Origin of the sequence: Saccharopolyspora cebuensis, assembly GCF_039542665.1 — a bacterium.
GTDB classification, from domain to species: domain Bacteria; phylum Actinomycetota; class Actinomycetes; order Mycobacteriales; family Pseudonocardiaceae; genus Saccharopolyspora; species Saccharopolyspora cebuensis.
Genome location: NZ_BAABII010000016.1, coordinates 307,698 through 326,251, shown reverse-complemented (window position 1 = coordinate 326,251; position 18,554 = coordinate 307,698). Strand labels below are relative to the sequence as shown.

At 74.1% G+C, this 18,554-nt stretch carries 22 protein-coding genes; 15 read left to right on the top strand and 7 right to left on the bottom strand.

Annotated elements, in window-relative coordinates; all coding sequences use genetic code 11:
* Nucleotides 1-251 precede the first annotated feature (251 nt).
* Both ABD976_RS21680 and ABD976_RS21675 read left to right on the top strand, forming a co-directional pair.
* Nucleotides 252-1,124, top strand: coding sequence for an SDR family NAD(P)-dependent oxidoreductase (locus ABD976_RS21680; protein WP_345366075.1), 873 nt, complete (start codon nt 252-254; stop codon nt 1,122-1,124).
* On the top strand, nt 1,121-1,549 hold the full coding sequence (locus ABD976_RS21675; protein ID WP_345366073.1) for a universal stress protein: 429 nt from the start codon (nt 1,121-1,123) through the stop codon (nt 1,547-1,549). Before ABD976_RS21680 ends, ABD976_RS21675 begins: the two co-directional genes overlap by 4 nt.
* Here the strand turns inward: ABD976_RS21675 and ABD976_RS21670 are convergent, their stop codons facing one another.
* Nucleotides 1,550-2,293, bottom strand: coding sequence for a GAF domain-containing protein (locus ABD976_RS21670; RefSeq protein ID WP_345366071.1), 744 nt, complete (start codon nt 2,291-2,293; stop codon nt 1,550-1,552).
* 59 nt (nt 2,294-2,352) lie between these two features.
* Nucleotides 2,353-3,114 (bottom strand): IclR family transcriptional regulator, encoded by a 762-nt coding sequence (locus ABD976_RS21665; protein ID WP_345366069.1) that lies wholly within the window; start codon nt 3,112-3,114, stop codon nt 2,353-2,355.
* A gap of 164 nt (nt 3,115-3,278) precedes the next feature.
* Between ABD976_RS21665 and ABD976_RS21660 the strand changes: the two genes are divergently transcribed.
* On the top strand, nt 3,279-4,754 hold the full coding sequence (locus tag ABD976_RS21660; protein WP_345366067.1) for an MFS transporter: 1,476 nt from the start codon (nt 3,279-3,281) through the stop codon (nt 4,752-4,754).
* Nucleotides 4,755-4,950: 196 nt separating this feature from the next.
* On the opposite strand, the gene ABD976_RS21655 is transcribed toward ABD976_RS21660, so the two are convergent.
* Nucleotides 4,951-5,718, bottom strand: coding sequence for an IclR family transcriptional regulator (locus ABD976_RS21655; RefSeq protein WP_345366065.1), 768 nt, complete (start codon nt 5,716-5,718; stop codon nt 4,951-4,953).
* Between the two features lie 170 nt (nt 5,719-5,888).
* Here ABD976_RS21655 and ABD976_RS21650 point away from each other — a divergent pair, with 170 nt between their 5' ends.
* On the top strand, nt 5,889-6,059 hold the full coding sequence (locus ABD976_RS21650; protein ID WP_345366063.1) for a hypothetical protein: 171 nt from the start codon (nt 5,889-5,891) through the stop codon (nt 6,057-6,059).
* On the opposite strand, the gene ABD976_RS21645 is transcribed toward ABD976_RS21650, so the two are convergent.
* Nucleotides 6,056-7,237, bottom strand: a complete 1,182-nt coding sequence (locus ABD976_RS21645; RefSeq protein WP_345366061.1) for an MFS transporter — start codon at nt 7,235-7,237, stop codon at nt 6,056-6,058. The two genes, ABD976_RS21650 and ABD976_RS21645, sit on opposite strands and share 4 nt — an antisense overlap.
* A 101-nt stretch (nt 7,238-7,338) precedes the next feature.
* On the bottom strand, nt 7,339-7,503 hold the full coding sequence (locus ABD976_RS29700) for a hypothetical protein (RefSeq protein ID WP_345366059.1): 165 nt from the start codon (nt 7,501-7,503) through the stop codon (nt 7,339-7,341).
* Between ABD976_RS29700 and ABD976_RS29695 the strand changes: the two genes are divergently transcribed.
* The gene (locus ABD976_RS29695; protein ID WP_486374964.1) at nt 7,496-7,648 is read left to right on the top strand and encodes a Scr1 family TA system antitoxin-like transcriptional regulator; all 153 of its coding nucleotides are present in this window, start codon (nt 7,496-7,498) and stop codon (nt 7,646-7,648) included. The two genes, ABD976_RS29700 and ABD976_RS29695, sit on opposite strands and share 8 nt — an antisense overlap.
* 3 nt (nt 7,649-7,651) lie before the next feature.
* Complete coding sequence (locus ABD976_RS21635; protein WP_345366057.1) at nt 7,652-7,882, top strand: DUF397 domain-containing protein; 231 nt, start codon at nt 7,652-7,654, stop codon at nt 7,880-7,882.
* Nucleotides 7,883-7,926: 44 nt separating this feature from the next.
* Here the strand turns inward: ABD976_RS21635 and ABD976_RS21630 are convergent, their stop codons facing one another.
* The gene (locus ABD976_RS21630; protein WP_345366055.1) at nt 7,927-9,387 is read right to left on the bottom strand and encodes an Nramp family divalent metal transporter; all 1,461 of its coding nucleotides are present in this window, start codon (nt 9,385-9,387) and stop codon (nt 7,927-7,929) included.
* A gap of 210 nt (nt 9,388-9,597) precedes the next feature.
* On the opposite strand from ABD976_RS21630, the gene ABD976_RS21625 reads away from it, so the two are divergent.
* The 9 genes from ABD976_RS21625 to ABD976_RS21580 all read left to right on the top strand — a co-directional run bounded on the left by ABD976_RS21625 (nt 9,598) and on the right by ABD976_RS21580 (nt 17,761).
* Nucleotides 9,598-10,083 (top strand): NUDIX hydrolase, encoded by a 486-nt coding sequence (locus ABD976_RS21625; protein ID WP_345366053.1) that lies wholly within the window; start codon nt 9,598-9,600, stop codon nt 10,081-10,083.
* 196 nt (nt 10,084-10,279) lie between these two features.
* The gene (locus ABD976_RS21620; RefSeq protein ID WP_345366051.1) at nt 10,280-11,116 is read left to right on the top strand and encodes a CoA transferase subunit A; all 837 of its coding nucleotides are present in this window, start codon (nt 10,280-10,282) and stop codon (nt 11,114-11,116) included.
* The gene (locus ABD976_RS21615) at nt 11,113-11,880 is read left to right on the top strand and encodes a CoA-transferase subunit beta (protein ID WP_345366049.1); all 768 of its coding nucleotides are present in this window, start codon (nt 11,113-11,115) and stop codon (nt 11,878-11,880) included. The genes ABD976_RS21620 and ABD976_RS21615 overlap by 4 nt, the downstream gene beginning before the upstream one ends.
* Nucleotides 11,877-13,055 (top strand): thiolase family protein, encoded by a 1,179-nt coding sequence (locus tag ABD976_RS21610; RefSeq protein WP_345366047.1) that lies wholly within the window; start codon nt 11,877-11,879, stop codon nt 13,053-13,055. Before ABD976_RS21615 ends, ABD976_RS21610 begins: the two co-directional genes overlap by 4 nt.
* Before the next feature lie 28 nt (nt 13,056-13,083).
* On the top strand, nt 13,084-13,836 hold the full coding sequence (gene pcaH, locus ABD976_RS21605; RefSeq protein ID WP_345366045.1) for a protocatechuate 3,4-dioxygenase subunit beta: 753 nt from the start codon (nt 13,084-13,086) through the stop codon (nt 13,834-13,836).
* Entirely contained in the window at nt 13,836-14,408 is a 573-nt protein-coding gene (pcaG, locus tag ABD976_RS21600; protein WP_345366043.1) for a protocatechuate 3,4-dioxygenase subunit alpha, read from the top strand. The genes pcaH and pcaG overlap by 1 nt, the downstream gene beginning before the upstream one ends.
* A 64-nt stretch (nt 14,409-14,472) precedes the next feature.
* A complete protein-coding gene (gene pcaB / locus ABD976_RS21595; protein WP_345366041.1) occupies nt 14,473-15,816 on the top strand; it encodes a 3-carboxy-cis,cis-muconate cycloisomerase in 1,344 nt (447 codons plus the stop codon).
* Nucleotides 15,813-16,952, top strand: a complete 1,140-nt coding sequence (pcaDC, locus tag ABD976_RS29630) for a bifunctional 3-oxoadipate enol-lactonase/4-carboxymuconolactone decarboxylase PcaDC (RefSeq protein WP_369774451.1) — start codon at nt 15,813-15,815, stop codon at nt 16,950-16,952. Before pcaB ends, pcaDC begins: the two co-directional genes overlap by 4 nt.
* Nucleotides 16,949-17,761, top strand: coding sequence for an IclR family transcriptional regulator (locus ABD976_RS21580; protein ID WP_345366039.1), 813 nt, complete (start codon nt 16,949-16,951; stop codon nt 17,759-17,761). The genes pcaDC and ABD976_RS21580 overlap by 4 nt, the downstream gene beginning before the upstream one ends.
* Here the strand turns inward: ABD976_RS21580 and ABD976_RS21575 are convergent.
* On the bottom strand, nt 17,750-18,505 hold the full coding sequence (locus tag ABD976_RS21575; protein ID WP_345366037.1) for a FadR/GntR family transcriptional regulator: 756 nt from the start codon (nt 18,503-18,505) through the stop codon (nt 17,750-17,752). The genes ABD976_RS21580 and ABD976_RS21575 overlap by 12 nt on opposite strands.
* Nucleotides 18,506-18,554 lie beyond the last annotated feature (49 nt).

Genomic DNA, 18,554 nt, shown 5'->3' with positions numbered 1-18,554 from the left:
GCCCCGAGTCACAATCGGTGACAAGCACATCACCGAATGAATACCCGGACGGGTCGACGAATTCCCCCCGCTGCCATGATCAGTACACAATGGACCTCAGGTTCCCCGCAGGTCTCCCCGGACACCCGGGGTGCGCGCGGGTCGCCAGGTCGGGCGACTTCCGCCCCGACACGCCGCCGCGGATGACAGCGGCGGCCTCCGGTACGCACACTGGGGAGGACCGCCCATCCCGACGACGACCGGAGCGGCCCGTGCGCACTCCCCACGAGCAGACGGTTCTGATCACCGGCGCGACCAACGGCCTCGGGCGCGTCCTCGCCGAGCTGCTGGCCGGAACCGGGCGCCGGGTGCTGCTGCACGGCCGCGACCCGGTGCGGGTCGAGCAGGCCCGCTCGGAGATCACCGACGGCACCGGCAACGACCGGGTCGAGGTGCTGGTCGCCGACCTCGCCGCGCTGCACGAGGTGGACCGGCTCGCCGAGGACGTGCGGTCCCGCTGCCCCCGGCTGGACGCGCTGGTGAACAACGCCGGGATCGGCACCGGCGGCCCGGACGGCGCGCGCCAGGTCAGCCGGGACGGGATCGAGCTCCGCTTCGCGGTGAACTACCTGGCCGGCTACCGGCTGATCACCGCGTTGGAGCCGCTGCTGCTCGATTCCGCGCCCGCCCGGGTGCTCAGCATCGCCTCCGCCGGGCAGCGGACCATCGATTTCGCCGACCCGCTGGTCGAATCGGACTACACCGGCACCCGGGCCTACGCGCAGAGCAAGCTCGCCCAGATCATGTTCACCTTCGACCTCGCCGAGCGGTGGCGCGGCCGCGGCGTCGAGGCCAACGCGCTGCACCCGGCGACGTACATGAACACCGCGATGGTCCGCGAGGCCGGGGTGACCCCGGTCAACACCGTGCGCGACGGCGCCGACGCCGCCCTGCGGTTGGTGACCGACCCCGCCTTCGACGGCGTGACCGGCCGCTTCTTCCACGGTTCCCGGGAATCCCGCCCGTTGGACCAGGCCTTCGACCCGGCCGCCCGCGCTCGGCTGCGCGAGCTCTCCGACGAGCTGGTCGCCGAGGCGGTCGGTCCCGGCACGGTCACGACCACAGTGGAAGGAGGATCGCGATGACCGAAGGGCGCAGGATCGTCGTCGGTGTCGACGGGTCGGACTCGTCGCGCGCGGCGCTGCGGTGGGCCGCGGGGCAGGGCGCGCTGTCCGGCGCCGCCGTCCACGCCATCGGTTCCTGGGAGTACCCGGCGTTCTACAGCTGGGAGGGCGGCCCGATGCCGCCGGACGACTTCGAGAAGGCGGCGGCCAAGTCCCTGGAGGACACCGTCGAGGCGGTCGAGGACGAGCGCGGCGCGCGGGACAGCATCGAGCGCGAGCTCAGGCACGGCGACGCCGCCCAGATCCTCATCGACGCCTCGGACGGGGCGGAACTGCTGGTGGTCGGCAGCCGCGGGCACGGCAGCTTCTACGGCGCGGTGCTGGGTTCGGTGAGCCAGCGGGTCGCCCAGCACGCCACCTGCCCGGTGGTCATCATCCGGGCCTGATCAGCCGGCCACCGAGGTGAGCTCGCGGGCCGCCCGGCGCAGCACCGGGTAGCACTCCGCGATGCTGAGCCCGCGCTTGTCCACCAGAGCGGCGGTCGCCCCGCCGAGGATCTCGTCGTCGTCCACCGGCGGCAGCAGCGCGGTGGCGCGCAGGTCGTCGACGGCGGGGCCGGCCGCCCGTTCCACCGCGGGCAGCGCGAACCCGGCGAGCAGCACCGCCACGTCCGGGTCCAGGGCCGCCAGCCCGCGCGGCTCGGTGGCGCACACGCTCAGCGCGGCGGGCCGGTTGTGCGGCGGGAAGATCCCGGTCGCCAGCACCGCCCGGATGCCGTACCCGGCCGCCTGCGGGCCGAACCGCGGCCACAGCGGTTCCCGGGCGAGGTCGGGGCTGCCCGACATCCCGGTGCCCGCGGCCGCGGTCGCCTCCTCGAACGGCCCTTCCCCGCTGTCCTCCTGGAGGTCGTCGACCACCAGTGCGCTCGGGTCGGTGTAGGCGGGGGTGTGCAGTTCCCCGCCGAGGTCCCGGATCGTGATGCTGGCCCACCCCGCGCCCGGCAACGCCGCCACCGCCGCGGCGGCCACCCGGTCGAGCACGCCCGCGGCGTCCGGTGCGCGGTACAGCTCCGCCCGGACCGCCGCGACGTCGCGCAGCAGCGCGGAACCGGCGCCGCCCGCACCGGGACCACCACCACCGAACCGGTCGAGGAACCACTGCTCGTCCTGCTGCTCCGGCACTTCGGCCATCGACTACCGCCTCCCGGGCCGGGGTTACCCGGGCTCCGCGGCGGGCCAACCTCGGGTGCTCAGGCCGCGGGCGCGGAACCGAGGCGCTCGGACAGCCGCTGCGCGCCCTCGGCGACCAGTTCCCGCAGCGCCTGCTCCACCTCGTCGTTCCACCGCAGGATGGGCGCGGAGATGCTCATCGCGGCGACCACCGCGCCGCTGTGGTCGCGCACCGGGGCGGCCACGCAGGCCACGGCGTCGTTGGACTCGCAGTGCTCGCGCGCCACTCCCCCGCCGGCGATCGCCGCCAGCTCGTCCAGCAACGCCGCGCGGCTGGTGATGCTGCCCGCCGTCATCGCGGGCAGCTCCGGTTCGGGGTAGACCTCGTCGAACTCGGCGCGGGGCAGCGCGGCGAGCAGCACCTTGCCGATGGCGGTGCAATGCGCGGGCAGCAACCGGCCCACCGCCGAGACCATCCGCACCGGGTGGCTGCTGTCCACCTTCGCCACGTAGAGCACCCCGGCGCCCTCGCGCACCCCGACGTGCACGGTCTCCTGGCAGCGCTCGGCGATCTCCTCGGCGACCGCCTGGCCCTCCCGGGCCAGGTCGAGCCGCTCGGCGTAGACCGCACCGAGCTGGAAGCTGCGGACCCCGAGCCGGAAGCGGTTGCCGCCGGAGGTGGTCAGGTAGCCGCGCTCGGCGAGGGTGCCGACCAGCTCGTGGACCGTGGTGCGGGGCAACCCGAGCTTCGCGGTGATCTCGGGGGCGCTGAGCTCGGGGACGTCGAGGAACAGCTCCAGGACGTCGAAGGCCCGTTCCACCGCCGGAACCGCTCGTGCCACCGCCAGCGCCCCTCTCCAGTCGTCAGCCACCGCCGCCGGGCGAGCGGCGTCCGGACATGGTAGCGGGCTCGCCCCGCGGCGACGGCTCCAGGTTAGCAATATCGAACGCCGTCCGGTATTCCGAACGTCGGGCCGGTGCTGCCGCGGGCCCCTACCCTCGGCCGATGGCGACCGAACGGCCAGGCGGCACCCCGCTGCGCTCGCGGGCCGCGACCTGGTTGCTGACCGCGGCGATCCTCGGCTCCGGCGTCGCGTTCCTGGACGGCTCGGTGGTCAACGTGGCGCTGCCCGCCATCGGCCGCGACGTGGGCGGCGACCTGTCGGTGCTGCAGTGGGTCCTCGACGCCTACCTGCTGACCCTCAGCGCGCTGCTGCTGCTCGGCGGCGCGCTCGGCGACCGGTACGGGCGGCGGCGGGTGTTCACCCTCGGGCTGATCGTCTTCACCGCCGCGTCCCTGGGCTGCGGCCTGGCCCCCACCGCGGAGGCGCTGATCGTCGCCCGGCTCGTGCAGGGCGTCGGCGGGGCGCTGCTGGTGCCCGGGAGCCTCGCTCTGATCAACTCCACGATCCGGCACGACGACCGGGGCCAGGCCATCGGCCGGTGGGCGGGCATGACCGGGGTGGCCACCGCGGTCGGACCGTTCCTCGGCGGCTGGCTGGTCGATGCGGTGTCCTGGCGCTGGGTGTTCTTCATCAACCTGCCCATCGCCCTCGCCGCGCTGCTCGCCCTCCGCCGGGTGACCGAGACCCGCAACCCCGACCTCGGCGGGGCGCCCGACCTGCTCGGCGCCGCCGCGATCACGGCGGGGCTGGCGGGTTCGGTCTACGCGCTCATCGAGCTCCCGTCCTCGGGGTGGACCGCGATCACCACCACCGCGCTCGTCGTCGGGATCGGCGGGCTGGTGGCGTTCCCGGTGGTGGAGAGCCGGGTCCGGGCACCGCTGCTGCCGCTGGAGCTGTTCCGCTCCGCGCAGTTCACCGGCGCGAACCTGACCACGCTCACCGTGTACTCCGCGCTGGGCGGCGCGCTGTTCCTGCTCACCCTGCAGCTCCAGCAATCCCTCGGCTACAGCGCGCTGGAGGCGGGGGTGGCGACGCTGCCCATCACCGCGATGATGCTGCTGCTGTCCGGGCGGATCGGCGCGCTGGCGCAGCGGATCGGCGCGCGGGCGCCGATGACGGTCGGCCCGATCGTGTGCGGCGCGGGGCTGGCCCTGCTGACCTGGGCGGTCCCGGGCAGCACCTACCTCGGCGGAGTGCTGCCGGGCGTGGTCGTGTTCGGCCTCGGCCTGTCGATCACGGTGGCCCCGCTGACCGCCGCGGTGCTCGGCGCCGTCGACGAGCACCACGCCGGGGTCGCCTCCGGGGTCAACAACGCGCTGTCCCGGATGGCCGGGCTGATCGCCATCGCCGTGCTGCCGCTGCTGGCCGGGCTGTCGGGCACCGAGGCGGGCGCGGCGCTGGGCGCCGGGTTCGGGCGGGCGATGCTCATCTCGGCCGGGGTGTGCGCGGCGGGCGGAGTGCTGGCCTTCCTCACCGTGCGCGAGTCGGCCCGCACCGAACCCACCGCGCTGCCCGCGCTCAACCACGGCTGCGGCGACCCGCACCTGCTGGACCGCCGGCGCCCCCGGCCGACCTGACCGGGGCGAGCGCCGGATCCCGGAAGCGGGACGGGTGGTGCTCGGGTGCGTCCGCCACCGCTGCGCGGTGCGGGTCCCTCGTGGCCGGACGACGTCCACAGCGGACCGCTGTGCTCGGCGGCGCCGGGCCCGCCGAGTTCCTCCGCTCCGCGGACGCGGCGAGCCCGCTGCGGGCCGTTTTCTGCTGGGCAGAACTTCACCACTCGGGCAGCGACCGGAGGTCCTGCTCGGCCCGGGCCACCGCGCTCCGCGCCTCCCGCACCACGGCGGGGATCCGGTCGGCGCCCAACCGCGCCGTCGGGGCCGACACCGACAGCGCGCCGACCACCTGCCCGGAACCGTCGTGCAGGGCCATGCCCACCGCCGACACCCCGGTCTCGGTCTGCTCCCGGTTGAGCGCGTAGCCCTGCTTGCGGGCGGCGGCGAGCTCGCGCAGCAGCGCCTTCCACTCCCGGTCGGGCAGCACCGATTCGGGCGTCCCGGGCCGGTAGAGCTGTTCCAGCCGGTCCCGGTCGAGCTCGGCGAGCATCGCCTTGCCTCCGGAGGAGCGGTGGGCGGGCAGGATCGTGCCGCGCCGGTCCCCCACGTGCAGCACCTGGTCGGATTCCGCGCTGGCCAGGAACCGGGTCTGGGTGCCCACCCGCACCATGAGGTTGGCGGTCTCCCGGGCCCGCTCGCACAACGCCTCCAGGTGCGGGTGCAGCGCCTTGCGCAACGGCTGGTTCGCGGGCCCCAGCACCTGATCGGCGCCGAGCGCGGGACCGGGCACGTAGGTGCGCCGGTCGTCCTGGAGGGCGAAGTCGCGGTACACCAGCATGGCCAGCAGCCGGTGCGCGGTGGAGCGGGCGATGCCGAGCTCCTCGGCCGCCTCGCTGACCCGCACCGCGCCCTGGTCGCGCAGCATCTGCAACAGCAGCAGCGCGTTGTCCACGGAGGCCAGCGCGTACGGCGGTTTGTTCTTCATGCTGGAATCCATCCTCCCGGCTTCGCCCCGGACAGTAGCGGTACCGGGCGGCGCGGAGCCCGGTCGGCGCCGCAGGTGACCGGTTCACCCGATCACGCCCCCGTCGGCGGCTGTCCAGCACCGGCGGGGCGTGATCTGATCGGCAGCGGCACCGAGCCGAGGGAGGGCGGATGAGACGAGGACGCCGAGGACACCCGTGCGAGCCCGACAGCTCGCGGATCGGCATGTGGCGGTGCGAGGACTGCGGGCAGCTCTGGGAGATCCACGGCGTTGCCGGGCAGCACGTCCGGGTCCGCCGGGTGAGCCGGGTCGGCTCCTTCCTGACCAAGCTGCTGGGCTAAGTGCGCCGGGCGGGCAGCCGTCCGGCGAGCAGCAGCATCAGCACCGCGACCGCGGGCACCACGAGCAGCCCGAACCGCAAGCCCGCCGCATCGGCCAGCACCCCGACCACCGGCGGCCCGGCCAGCAGGCCGACGCGGTAGACCCAGCCGACCGCCGTGAGCCCCACCCCGGCCGACAGCCCCGGCACGTCGTCGGCGGCGTTGAACCCGGCCGGGATCACGGTGGCCACGCCGAACCCGGCCAGCGCGAAGCCCAGCACCGTGCCCGGCACGGACGGCCACAGCAGCGCACCGCCCACGCCGACCACCACCAGAACCGCTCCCGACCGCGCCACCGCACGGGCGCCGAACCGGTTCACCAACCGGTCGCCGAACAACCGCCCCACCGCCTGCGTGGACTGCAGCGCGACGAACACCAGGCCGGCCAGCGCGGGGGCGGCGCCCAGGTCCCCGCGCAGGTACACCGCGCCCCAGGACGCCGCGGTGTCCTCGATCAGCGCGGCCGACGCGCACAGCAGGCCGAGCAGCACCAGCGGGCGCAGCGCGGCGGGACCGGGCAGCAGGCGGCGGCCCGCCGGGCGGGCCGACTCCGACCGTTCGGCGTCGTCGGGCCCGGGCAGCAGGAACCGCCGCGCGACCAGGGCGGCGCCCGCGGTCGCCGCGCCGGTGATCGCCAGGTGCACCGCCACCGGCACCGCGAGCCCGGCGGCCAGCGACCCGAGCAACCCGCCGACGATGGCCCCGATGCTCCACAGCGCGTGGAAGGAGTTGACGATCGAGCGGCCGTAGCGGCGCTGCACCCGCAGCCCGTGCGCGTTCATCGACACGTCGACGACCGCGTCCAGCATCCCGCACAGCAGCAGCACGCCCGCCAGCGCCCACCACTGCCCCGCCACGCCGACCAGCACGACGTCGGCGGCGAGCAGGGCCGAACCCCAGACCGCGAGCTGGCCGGATCGCCAGCGCCGCAGCAGCGCACCGGTCACCAGCCCGGCCAGGATGGACCCCACCGGGGCCGCCGCGACGGCGGCGCCGAAGGCCGTGCCGGACAGCTCCAGCCCGGCTTTGACCTCCGGGTAGCGCGGCACCATGCTGGCGAAGGTCGCCCCGTTGAGCAGGAACAGCGCGGACACGGCGCCCCGGGCGCGCGCCGGCGCCACGACGGTGGTCTCGGACATGCTGTCCCTTCCTGGACGACCGAACTCGATCACCCTAAAGGGGAACCGCCGCGGAGTCGCCCACCTGGCTCGCCGAACCGCGCGGCCGGCCGGGGCGCCAGTCACCAGCGGCGGAGCCCGGCGAGCACGGCCGCCAGCAGCCGCGGATCCGGGCTGGCGCAGGTGGAGCGTTCCGGCGAACGCGGCGTCGGCACCGGGTCCGCGCGCTGCTGCTCGACCCGGTGCTTCCAGTGGTCGCAGGCGGAAGATCCAGAGGCGGTGTACATCGACGGACAGACGAGCTGGACTTTTCACGAGGGACAGGCGGAGATCCGGCGGTATGGTTACGTCTTCGCCGCAGTGCAGAGCATCGCCCTGTCCCCGCAGGACAGCCTCAGTCTGATCGAGAAGACCGAGAAGGGGTTGAGCTAAGGGATGAACGGCACTGAAGCAGTCGCAGCAGCGGGTTCGGTCCGGTTCCGCAAGTCGAGCCGTTCGGGCAGCGGCGGCGGTCAATGCGTCCTGGTCGCCGGTTGTGGCGGGGCCGTGCTGGTGCAGGACTCGAAGGAGGACGCCGACCAGACCCGGCGGCGGACCCTCGCGGTCAGCCGCGACCAGTTCGCCGCGTTCCTCCGCGGTCTGCACACCGACCGGTTCCAGCGCTGACGGAAGGTGGCGGCGGGCCGCGGTCCGGGGCCCGCCGCCACCGCTCAGAACATCTTGCCGAACTGCTCGACCAGCAGCGCGATCGAGAAGTAGCCGTAGAACGCGACGGCGAACAGCATCATCGGCAACCGCCAGCCGCCGAGCCGGATCGAGCGCGGCAGGAACCGCCGGTTGGTGTAGATCAGCATCATCGAGTACAGGAACATGACCACGCCGCCCGCCGACGACGAGATGAGGATGAGCACCAGCGGTTCCTGGAACCCGACGAGCAGGATCGTCGAGCCCGCCGCGATGAGCAGCCAGACCATCGCGAAGTAGATCCGGCTCTCGGTGACCCTGGTGCTGCTGCGGAAGAACGAGACCTTCAGCGTGTCGGCGGCCATCCGGCTGACCCAGTCCATCGTGCCGAGCTGGGTGGAGAACAGCGCGATCGTCCCGGCGATCCAGAAGGCGGTGCGGAACCAGGCGCCGAAGCGCTCGCCGAAGACCTCGCCCTGGGCCCGGATGAAGTCGAATTCCCCGGAGGGCAAGGACATCCCGTAGACCGTGGCGTAGGCGAGCACGGACATGATGATGAGGGTGCCGCAGCCGAGCACGAAGAAGGTGAAGAACTGCTCGACGTTGGCCACCCGCCACCACCCCTTCCAGCGGCGGCGGTTGTCCTCGTCGTCGAGGAACATGTGGCCGGTGGCCGCGGCGGCCTCCTCCTTGCCGGTGAACGGCGAGACCACCCGGGGCAGGAACGCGCCCATCCCCATCCCCTTGTCCCGCACCCAGTTGCTCTGCACCAGGTTGTTGCCGCCCCCGGCCCCGGCGAAGGCGATCGCGCCGAGCAGCGCGGCGACCCCGCCCACCTCCTCGATCGGCGGCAGGGTCCCGACGTGCCGGAAGCTGGCGCCGAAGGCCAGCCAGTCCGCGCCGGTGGTGCCGACGAACGCGGCCACCACCAGGAAGACCGCGATCCCGCCGACCAGCACCAGTTCCACCTGCTCGACGGTGCGGTAGACCAGCTTGGACAGGGTCAGCGCCGAGCCGATGGCGACCATGCCGACGATCGCGATGGGCACCGGGTCTCCCCCGCCGACCACGTAGGTCAAGGTGGTCGCCGCGCCGGTGGCCCAGCCCGGCCACAGGCTCGGCACCACCGCCAGCACCGTGATGATCACGCCCAGCGGCGCCCAGATCCGGGTGAAGCCGCTGACCGCCGTCTCGCCGGTGGCCAGGGTGTAGCGCTCGATCTCCATGTTGAGCACGTACTGGATGAAGAAGCCGAGCACCGCCGTCCACATCAGGACGAGACCGACCTGGGAGGTCAGGTACGGCCACAGCACGAATTCGCCGGAGCCGATCGCGGTGGCCGTCAGGATGATGCTCGCGCCGAAGATCGTGCGGAAGCCGCGGGGTTCGGGCAGCGAGCGGTAGGTGGCGGCGGGCAGGAAGGTGCTGGGCAGTTCGGGGGCCACGGCCCCGGCACGGGGTGCTTCGCGATCGGCTGGAGCGGGCATCGGTGCCTCCTCGCCAGGGGCGGCCGCGCGCCCGGTCCCGCAGGCCCGGCACGGCCGGTGCAGATCGGTATAGCAACCGGCCGATGAACTGTGAAGCAGGCCACAGTTCTTTCTCGTGTCAGCGGGCTGGAGCGGCCCGGCGCGGCGCGGCGGACCAGGGGTCCACCTCGGTTAGGGTGATCGTCCACGCGCCGAGGGAAGGGAGCCCCGATGCCCAGGTTCTCCTGGCACACCGAGGCCGTGCCCGGACCGCTCCCGGTGCGACAGGTCTACGGCTTCCTCTTCGTCCCGGACGGGCGGCTGCTGATCCGCCTGGACCGCACCAAGCACTCGCTGCCCGGCGGACGTCCGGAGCCGGGCGAGTGGCGCTACGCCGACATCCTGCGGCGGGAGACGATGGAGGAGGTCACCCTCGACATCGCCTTCCCGCACTACCTCGGCTACCAGCTCGTCGACGACGGCATCTCGCCGTACGCGCAGGTCCGGATGGCCGCCGTGATCATCGGCGTGCACCCGGCCGCGCCCGACCCGGACAGCGGGCGCACCTACCGGCGGCTGCTGGTCCACCCCGGCAAGGCGGGCGACCTGCTGGCGTGGGGCGAGACCGGCTACCTCCAGGCCGACGCGGCCGCCGCGGCGGCGATCGACGTGCTCGGCCTGCCCCACGACGCCCTGCCGGACAACGGCGAACTCTGAGCCCCCCGACCGCCGGGCGGTCGACGTGCGGGACGGGCGAATCGGTTCAGCCCCCGCGACCGGCGCGAACGTGCGCCGCGACAGCCCTGCGACCAGGGACGACAGCGCATTCCTCCCTTGACCTTCGTTCGTGTGCGCCCTATCGTTCGCATCAAGAACAAATGTTCACAATGCGTACAGAGTGGAGTTGGTCGGGGTGGCACGCATCCTGCGGCTCGCCGAAGCCATCGCGGAGCTCGTCCAGGACGGCGACGTGGTGGCGTTGGAGGGCTTCACCCACCTGATCCCGGTGACGGCGGGGCAGGAGATCATCCGGCAGGGCAAGAAGGACCTGACCTTGGTCCGGATGACGCCGGACATCGTCTACGACCAGCTCATCGGTGCCGGGTGCGCGCGGAAGCTGATCTTCTCCTGGGGCGGGAACCCGGGCGTCGGCTCGCTGCACCGGTTCCGCGACGCCATCCAGAACTCCTGGCCGGTCCCGCTGGAGATCGAGGAGCACAGCCACGCGGGCATGGCCAACCGCTACGCGGCGGGCGCCTCCGGCCTGCCGTTCGCGGTGCTGCGCGGCTACGCCGGGACCGACCTGCCGGCCAACACCGCCACGATCAAGACGGTCACCTGCCCCTTCACCGGCGAGGAGCTGGCGGCCGTACCGGCGATCAACCCCGACGTCGGGATCATCCACGCCCAGCAGGCCGACCGCGCGGGCAACGTGCAGCTCTGGGGCATCACCGGCGTGCAGAAGGAGACCGTGCTGGCCTCCGCCCGCTCCCTGGTCACCGTCGAGGAGATCGTCGACGAGCTGGTCCCGCGGCCCGGCTCGGTGGTGCTGCCCGCGTGGGCCGTCACCGCCGTCGCCGAGGTGCCCGGCGGGGCGCACCCGTCCTACGCGCAGGGCTACTCGGAGCGGGACAACGCCTACTACCGGCGCTGGGACCCGATCAGCCGGGACCGGGAGAAGTTCGAGGAGTGGCTGGCCACCGAGGTGCTGCCCGGCACCGCCGCCCGGCCGGAGGGGAGCGCGCGATGAGCACGGAGTTCAGCGCGGACGAGATGATGACGGTGGCCGCCTCGCGCTCGCTGCGCGACGGCGCGGCGTGCTTCGTCGGCATCGGCCTGCCCAGCACGGCGGCGAACCTGGCCCGGCGCACCCACGCCCCCGGCCTGGTGCTGGTCTACGAGTCGGGCACCCTCGGCGCCAAGCCGGACCGGCTGCCGCTGTCCATCGGGGACGGCGTGCTCGCCGACACCGCCGACTCGGTGGTCAGCGTCCCGGAGATCTTCAACTACTGGTTGCAGCCCGGCCGCATCGACATCGGCTTCCTCGGCGGCGCCCAGGTCGACCGCTTCGGCAACATCAACACCACCGTGATCGGCGGCGACTACGCCGACCCGAAGGTGCGGCTGCCCGGGGCCGGGGGTGCGCCGGAGATCGCGGCCTCCTGCCGGGAGGTGCTCATCGTGATGCGGCTGGGCCGGCGCAGCTTCGTCGAGAAGCTCGACTTCGTGACCTCGGTGGGCTACGGCAGCGGGCCCGACGACCGCGCGGCGCTGGGGCTGCGGGGACGGGGTCCGGTCAAGGTCATCACCGATCTCGGCCTGCTGGAACCGGACCCCGGCACCCGCGAGCTCACGCTGACCGCCCTGACCCCCGGCGCCACCGTCGAGCAGGCCCGCGAGGCGGTCGGCTGGCCGCTGCGCGTCGCCGGCGAACTCGACGCGGTCGCCCCGCCGACCGACACCGAACTGACCACCCTGCGCGCGTTGCAGGCGACCACGAGCGAGGCACGGTGAACGACTCCTACGTCCTGGACGCGGTGCGGACCCCGTTCGGCCGCTACGGCAAGGGCCTGGCCGGGGTGCGCCCCGACGACCTGGCCGCCCACGTGCTGCGCGCCCTGACCGGCAGGCACGATCGCCTCGACCCGGCCACCATCGAGGACGTCCGGTTCGGCAACGCCAACGGCGCCGGCGAGGACAACCGCAACGTGGCGCGGATGGCCGTGCTGCTGGCCGGGCTGCCGACCAGCGTGCCCGGCGCGACGGTGAACCGGCTCTGCGGCTCCGGCATGGAGGCCGCGATCGACGCCAGCCGCACCGTGCAGGTCGGCGACGCCGAGCTGGTGGTCGCGGGCGGCGTCGAGTCGATGAGCCGGGCGCCGTGGGTGCTGCCCAAGCCCGAGGGCGCCTACCCCCGCGGGCACGGGACGCTGCACTCCACCACCCTCGGCTGGCGGATGGTCAACCCGGAGATGCCCGAGCGCTGGACCATCGCGCTGGGCGAGAGCGCCGAGGTGCTCGCCGACCGCTACCGGATCGACCGCGAGGCCCAGGACGCCTTCGCGCTGCGCAGCCACCAGCGCGCCGCCGCGGCCTGGGACGCCGGGCTGTTCGACCGGGAGGTCGTCGCGGTACCCGGCACCGACGTGACCCGCGACGAGAGCGTCCGGGCGAACAGCTCGGCCGAGTCGCTGGGCGGGCTCAAGCCGGTCTTCCGCGCCGACGGCACGGTCACCGCGGGCAATTCCTCGCCGCTCAACGACGGCGCGGCCGCGCTGCTCATCGGCAGCGAGCGCGCCGCCGACCGGATCGGCGCCGAGCCGCTGGCCCGGATCGCCGGCCGGGGCGCGGCGGGCGTGGACCCCGACGTCTTCGGCATCGGCCCGGTGCGGGCGGCCGAGATCGCGTTGCGGCGCGCCGGGATCGGCTGGGGCGACCTGGCCGCCGTGGAGCTCAACGAGGCGTTCGCGGCACAATCGCTGGCATGCTTCGCGGAGTGGCCGGAGCTGGATCCGGAACTCGTCAACGTCCAGGGCGGGGCCATCGCCATCGGGCACCCGCTGGGCGCCTCCGGGGCCCGCGTCCTCGGCAGCCTGGCGCACCAGCTGCGCCGGGCGGGCGGCGGCTGGGGCCTGGCCGCCATCTGCATCGGTGTCGGTCAGGGACTGGCCGTCGTCCTCGAGGCCTGACCCGCCGAACGCACACACTGGAGCTGCGATGACCACCAACGAGACCAGGACGCCCGCCGGGCTGGTCCTGCCCACCTACGCGCGGGACGACGACTCCCACCCCGCGCTGGACACGCCCGAGTACGGCTCCTCGGCCCTGCGCCACCCGAAGCAGCCGCTGCAGTACCTCCCGCACCACCTCACCGAGGTGACCGGACCGCTGCTGGGCCACGACCGCGTCGGCGAGCTCGACCACGACCTCACCCTCCAGCACGCCCGCAACGGCGAACCGCTCGGCGAGCGGATCATCGTCAGCGGCCGGGTGCTGGACTCCGGCGGCAAGCCGGTGCCGAACGCGCTGGTGGAGATCTGGCAGGCCAACGCGGCCGGGCGGTACCTGCACCAGGGCGACCGGCACCCGGCACCGCTGGACCCGAACTTCTCCGGGACCGGGCGCTGCACGACCGATTCCGAGGGCAACTACCGGTTCATCACCATCAAGCCCGGCGCCTACCCGTGGCGCAACCACGACAACGCCTGGCGCCCGGCGCACATCCACTTCTCGTTGTTCGGGCAGGCGTTCACCCAGCGGTTGATCACCCAGATGTACTTCCCGGGCGACCCGCTGTTCGGCCAGGACCCGATCTTCAACTCGGTGCGCGACCCGAAGGCGCGGGAGCGGATGATCTCCCGGTTCGACCTGGACAGCACGGTGCCGGAGTGGGCGCTGAGCTACAAGTTCGACATCGTGCTGCGCGGCGAGCAGGCCGCGGTGTTCGAGGACGAGGAGGACGACGACTGATGGCTGCGCAGACTCCCCCGGCCACCACGCCGTCGCAGACGGTCGGCCCGTTCTACGCCCTGCCCGGCGGCATCGTCTGGCCGGACGGCCCCGAGCTGGTCCGCGAGGGCGACCCGGCCGCGGTCATCGTCCGCGGGCGGCTCACCGACGGCGCCGGCCAGCCGGTGCCGGACGGCGTGATCGAGATCTGGCAGGCCGACGCGCGGGGCCGGTTCGACCACCCCGCCGACCCGAGGCCGGAGTCCTCGGGCTGGCAGGGCTTCGGCCGCTGCGCCACCGACGCCGACGGGCGCTTCTGGTTCCGCACCGTCAAGCCCGGTCCCCTGCCGGCTCCGGACGGCGCCGTCGAGGCCCCGCACCTCGACGTCACGGTGCTGGCGCGCGGGATGCTCAACCGGGCGGTCACCCGGATCTACTTCCCGGACGAGGAATCGGCCAACGCCGCCGACCCGGTCCTTTCCGCGGTGGACGAGCGGCGGCGCGGTACCTTGATCGCCGCCGCGAGCGGAGCCGACTACCACTTCGACATCCGGTTGCAGGGCGAGGACGAGACCGTCTTCTTCGCGGTGTAGACGGCCGCGCCGGGCGCGGCCGAGGAGGTCGCACCCGGCGCGCGACGACGATCGGGGGGATGCAGTGCAGGACGAGGACGACCTGTTCGGGGCCGTGTTCGGCACCGAGGAGGCCCGGCGGCGCACCAGCGGCACCGCCTGGGTGCAGGCGATGCTGGACTTCGAGGCGGCCCTGGCCGCCGCCCAGGCCGACGCCGGGCTCGTCCCGGAGGAGGCGGCGAGCGCCATCGCCGCCCGGTGCCGCGCCGAGCTGTTCGACGTCCCCTCCCTCGCCACCCGCGCGGCGGACTCGGCGACCCCGGTCATCGCGCTGGTGCGCGACCTCGGCGAACTCGTCGACCCGGCCGCCCGCGCGCACGTGCACCGGGGCGCGACCAGCCAGGACGTGGTGGACACCGCCGCGATGCTGCTCGCCCGCCGGGTCCTGGACCCGCTCCTGGCGGACCTGAGCGCGGCGGCCGACGAGTGCGCCCGGCTGGCCCGGGAACACCGCGGCACCACGATGATCGGCCGCTCGCTGCTCCAGCAGGCGCTGCCCACGACGTTCGGGCTGCGCTGCGCGACCTGGCTGACCGCGCTGGACGAGGCCGCCGCCGCGCTGGTGCGGGTCCGCGACGAACGGCTCGCGGTGCAGCTCGGCGGCCCGGCGGGCACCCTGTCGTCGCTGGGCGGCTCCGGCGTCGAGGTGGTCGCGCGGGTCGCCGAACGGCTCGGGCTGGCCGAGCCGGTGGTGCCGTGGCACACCGACCGCACCCGCATCGCCGAGCTCGCCGGGGCGCTGGGCGCTGTGGGCGGCGCGCTGGGCAAGATCGCCCAGGACGTCGCGCTGCACGCCCAGACCGAGGTCGGCGAGCTCACCGACGGCAAGGCGGGCGGTTCCTCGGCCATGCCGCACAAGCGCAACCCGGTCGGGGCGGTGCTGGTCACCGCCACCACCCGCCGCATCCCGCAGTTGGCGGCCACCCTGCTCGCGGCGATGCCCCAGGAGTACGAGCGCGCCGCGGGCGGCTGGCAAGCGGAGTGGGAACCGCTGACCGAGCTGCTCCGGCTGGCGGCGACCGCCACCGCGCGCACCCGGGAGCTGCTGGCCGGGCTGCGGGTCCACCCGGACCGGATGGCCGCCAACCTGGACCTGACCCGCGGGCTGGTGATGGCCGAGGCGGCCACCGGCCCGCTGATGGCGGCGCTCGGCCGCACCGAGGCGCAGGACCTCGTCAGCGAGGTGTGCCGCCGCGCGGTCGAGCGGGGCACGTCGCTGCGCGCCGAGCTGCTGGACGACCAGCGGGTCCGCGCGGTGCTGTCCGCGGACGAGGTCCGCGCCGCCACCGAGCCCGCCGACCACCTCGGTTCGGCCGCCGCCTTCATCGACCGAGCACTGACCGCGCACACCGAACGGGAGAACCGGTGAACCTGAACTACGAGCTGACCGGACCGCAGGACGCCCCCGTCGTCGTGCTGTCCAACTCGCTCGGCACGGACCTGACCCTGTGGGACGAGCAGGTCCCCGCGCTGTCCCGGGAGTTCCGGGTGCTGCGCTACGACCAGCGCGGCCACGGCGGCACGCCCGGCGGTCCCGGGCCCTACTCGCTGGCCGATCTCGGCGGGGACGTGCTGGCGCTGCTCGACGAGCTCGGCATCGCCCGCGCGCACTTCGCCGGGGTGTCGCTGGGCGGCATGACCGGCATGTGGCTGGCCGAGCACGCGCCGGAGCGGATCGACCGGCTCGTGCTGATCTGCACCTCCGCCGCGCTGGGCCCCGCCTCGATGTGGCGGGAGCGCGCCGCCGCGGTCCGCGCCGACGGCACCCGCGCGATGGTGCAGCCCTCGCTGCCCAAGTGGTTCACCCCGGCGATGGCCGACCGCGAGGACGTGGTGGCGAAGTTCGGCGGGATGCTCGCCGCCGCCGACGACGAGGGCTACGCCGCGTGCTGCGAGGCGATCGCGGACATGGACCTGCTCGACGGGCTCGGGTCGATCCAGGCGCCGACCCTGGTCGTCGCCGGGGCCGAGGACCCGGCCACCCCGCCGTCGCACGCCGAGCGGATCGCCGCCGGGATCGACGGCGCGCGCGTCGAGGTGCTCTCCCCCGCCGCGCACCTGGCCAACGCCGAACAGCCGGAGACCGTGAACCGCCTGCTGCTCGACCACTTCACCGCCGCGCCGCCCGCGGACGACCGGAGCCGCCGCGAGGCCGGGATGCGGGTGCGCCGCGCCGTGCTCTCCGACGAGCACGTCGACCGGGCGAACTCCCGGATCACCCCGTTCACCGAGGGCTTCCAGGACTTCATCACCCGCTACGCGTGGGGCGAGGTGTGGCACGGCGACGGCGTGCCGCGCACCACCCGCAGCATGCTGACGCTGGCGATCCTCGCCGCGCTGGGCTGCGAGGACGAGTTCGCCATGCACGTGCGGGCGGCCCGGCGCAACGGCGTGACCCCCGAGGAGATCCGCGAGGTGCTGATGCACGTCGCGATCTACGCCGGGGTGCCGCGCGCCAACACCGCCTTCGGGCGGGCCGCCGCGATCCTCGACGAGGCCGAGTGAACGCCGACGACGCCGGGGAAGCCACCTCCGGCCACGTGCAGTCGCTGGCCCGCGGGCTCGCGGTGATCCGCGCGTTCGACGAGGCGCACCCGGAGATGACGCTGGCGGAGGTCGCCCGCGCCACCGAGCTCTCCCGCGCGGCGGCCCGCCGCTTCCTGCACACCCTGGTCCACCTCGGCTACGTGTGGACCGACGGGCGGGTCTTCGCGCTGACCCCCCGGGTGCTGGAGCTCGGATTCGCCTACCTGTCCAGCGTGTCGCTGCCCGAGATCGCCCAGCCGCACCTGGAGGCGCTGGTCGCCGAGGTGCACGAGTCGGCGTCGGTGTCGGTGCTCGACGGGACCGACATCGTCTACGTGGCCCGCGTGCCGACCTCGCGGATCATGACGGTCTCGATCAACATCGGCACCCGGTTCCCGGCCTACGCCACCTCGATGGGTCGGACGCTGCTGGCCCAGCTGCCCGCCGGCGAGCTCGACGAGCGCCTGGCCGGTTCCGACCTGGCGCCGCTGGGACCGAACACCATCACCGCCGAGGCGGCGCTGCGCGCGGAGCTGGACCGGATCCGGGAGCAGGGCTGGGCGCTGGTGGACCAGGAGCTGGAGGCCGGGCTCCGGTCGATCGCCGCACCGGTGCGGGACCGCTCGGACCGGGTCGTGGCGGCGGTCAACATCTCCTCCCACGCCAGCCGGACCACGCCGGACGAAGCGCGGGAGCGCCTGCTGCCGCCGCTGCTGGACGCCGCGCGGCGGATCGAGGCGGACCTGCGGGTGGCGCCGAACCCGCGCAGCGGCGCCCTACCCCGCTGAGCCGATGCCGGGGATCTTCGCGTAGAAGCCCCGGATGTGCTCCTCGACCCGCTGTTCGGCCAGATCGGCGTCGCCCTCGCGCAGCGCGGCCACGATCCGCCGGTGGTCCTCGCGCAGGCCGGCGGCGATGACCTCCCACGCGTCGCCGAGGTCGTGGAAGGCCTGCCGCAGCGGGCGGCGCAGCGATTCCCGGATCGCCGTGGTCATGTCGGCGACCAGCCGGTTGCCGCCCGCTTCGGCGAGGCCGACGTGGAAGGCGGTGTCCAGCTCGTTGAACCGGTCCCGGTCCAGCTCGGGATCGTCCATCTCGGCGAGCATCGCGTCCAGCTCGGCCAGGTCTTCGGCGGAGGCCCCCTGCGCGGCGCTGCGGGCGCTGGCGCGCTCCAGCGCCACGCGGGCCTCCACCACGTCCCGCAGCGGGAAGTTGGCCAGTCCCACGTGCAGCCGCAGCAGCCGGGTCAGCGCCTGGCTGGTGAGCGCGGCGACGGTCGTCCCGGAGTCCGGGCCGGTGCCGACGGCCATGCGCAGCACGCCCTGGGCTTCGAGCGCGCGGAACGCCTCCCGGACCGCCGCGCGGCTCACGCCGAGCATCTGGGCCAGCTCCCGCTCCGGGGGCAGCCGGTCCCCGACCCCGAGCTGACCGCCGACGATCTGCTCCTCGATGCGGTCGATGACCAGCTCGTAGGTGCGTGCCCGGGCGACCGGCCGCCAACCGCCGCGCTCGTCGATCTCCGAACCGGTCACCCATCCCCCTTTACAAGCCCCACGAGCGATCTCTACGGTACCTCCAGCT

Coding starts and splice junctions, on each gene's coding strand:
- ABD976_RS21670 (WP_345366071.1), bottom strand. CDS start 2,293: ATGGCCGAAGTGCCGGAGCAGCAGGACGAGCAGTGGTTCCTCGACCGG.
- ABD976_RS21625 (WP_345366053.1), top strand. CDS start 9,598: ATGCCCAGGTTCTCCTGGCACACCGAGGCCGTGCCCGGACCGCTCCCG.
- ABD976_RS21650 (WP_345366063.1), top strand. CDS start 5,889: ATGAGACGAGGACGCCGAGGACACCCGTGCGAGCCCGACAGCTCGCGG.
- ABD976_RS21645 (WP_345366061.1), bottom strand. CDS start 7,237: ATGTCCGAGACCACCGTCGTGGCGCCGGCGCGCGCCCGGGGCGCCGTG.
- ABD976_RS21675 (WP_345366073.1), top strand. CDS start 1,121: ATGACCGAAGGGCGCAGGATCGTCGTCGGTGTCGACGGGTCGGACTCG.
- ABD976_RS21615 (WP_345366049.1), top strand. CDS start 11,113: ATGAGCACGGAGTTCAGCGCGGACGAGATGATGACGGTGGCCGCCTCG.
- ABD976_RS21655 (WP_345366065.1), bottom strand. CDS start 5,718: ATGAAGAACAAACCGCCGTACGCGCTGGCCTCCGTGGACAACGCGCTG.
- ABD976_RS21660 (WP_345366067.1), top strand. CDS start 3,279: ATGGCGACCGAACGGCCAGGCGGCACCCCGCTGCGCTCGCGGGCCGCG.
- ABD976_RS21635 (WP_345366057.1), top strand. CDS start 7,652: ATGAACGGCACTGAAGCAGTCGCAGCAGCGGGTTCGGTCCGGTTCCGC.
- ABD976_RS21630 (WP_345366055.1), bottom strand. CDS start 9,387: ATGCCCGCTCCAGCCGATCGCGAAGCACCCCGTGCCGGGGCCGTGGCC.
- ABD976_RS29700 (WP_345366059.1), bottom strand. CDS start 7,503: ATGTACACCGCCTCTGGATCTTCCGCCTGCGACCACTGGAAGCACCGG.
- pcaH (WP_345366045.1), top strand. CDS start 13,084: ATGACCACCAACGAGACCAGGACGCCCGCCGGGCTGGTCCTGCCCACC.
- pcaG (WP_345366043.1), top strand. CDS start 13,836: ATGGCTGCGCAGACTCCCCCGGCCACCACGCCGTCGCAGACGGTCGGC.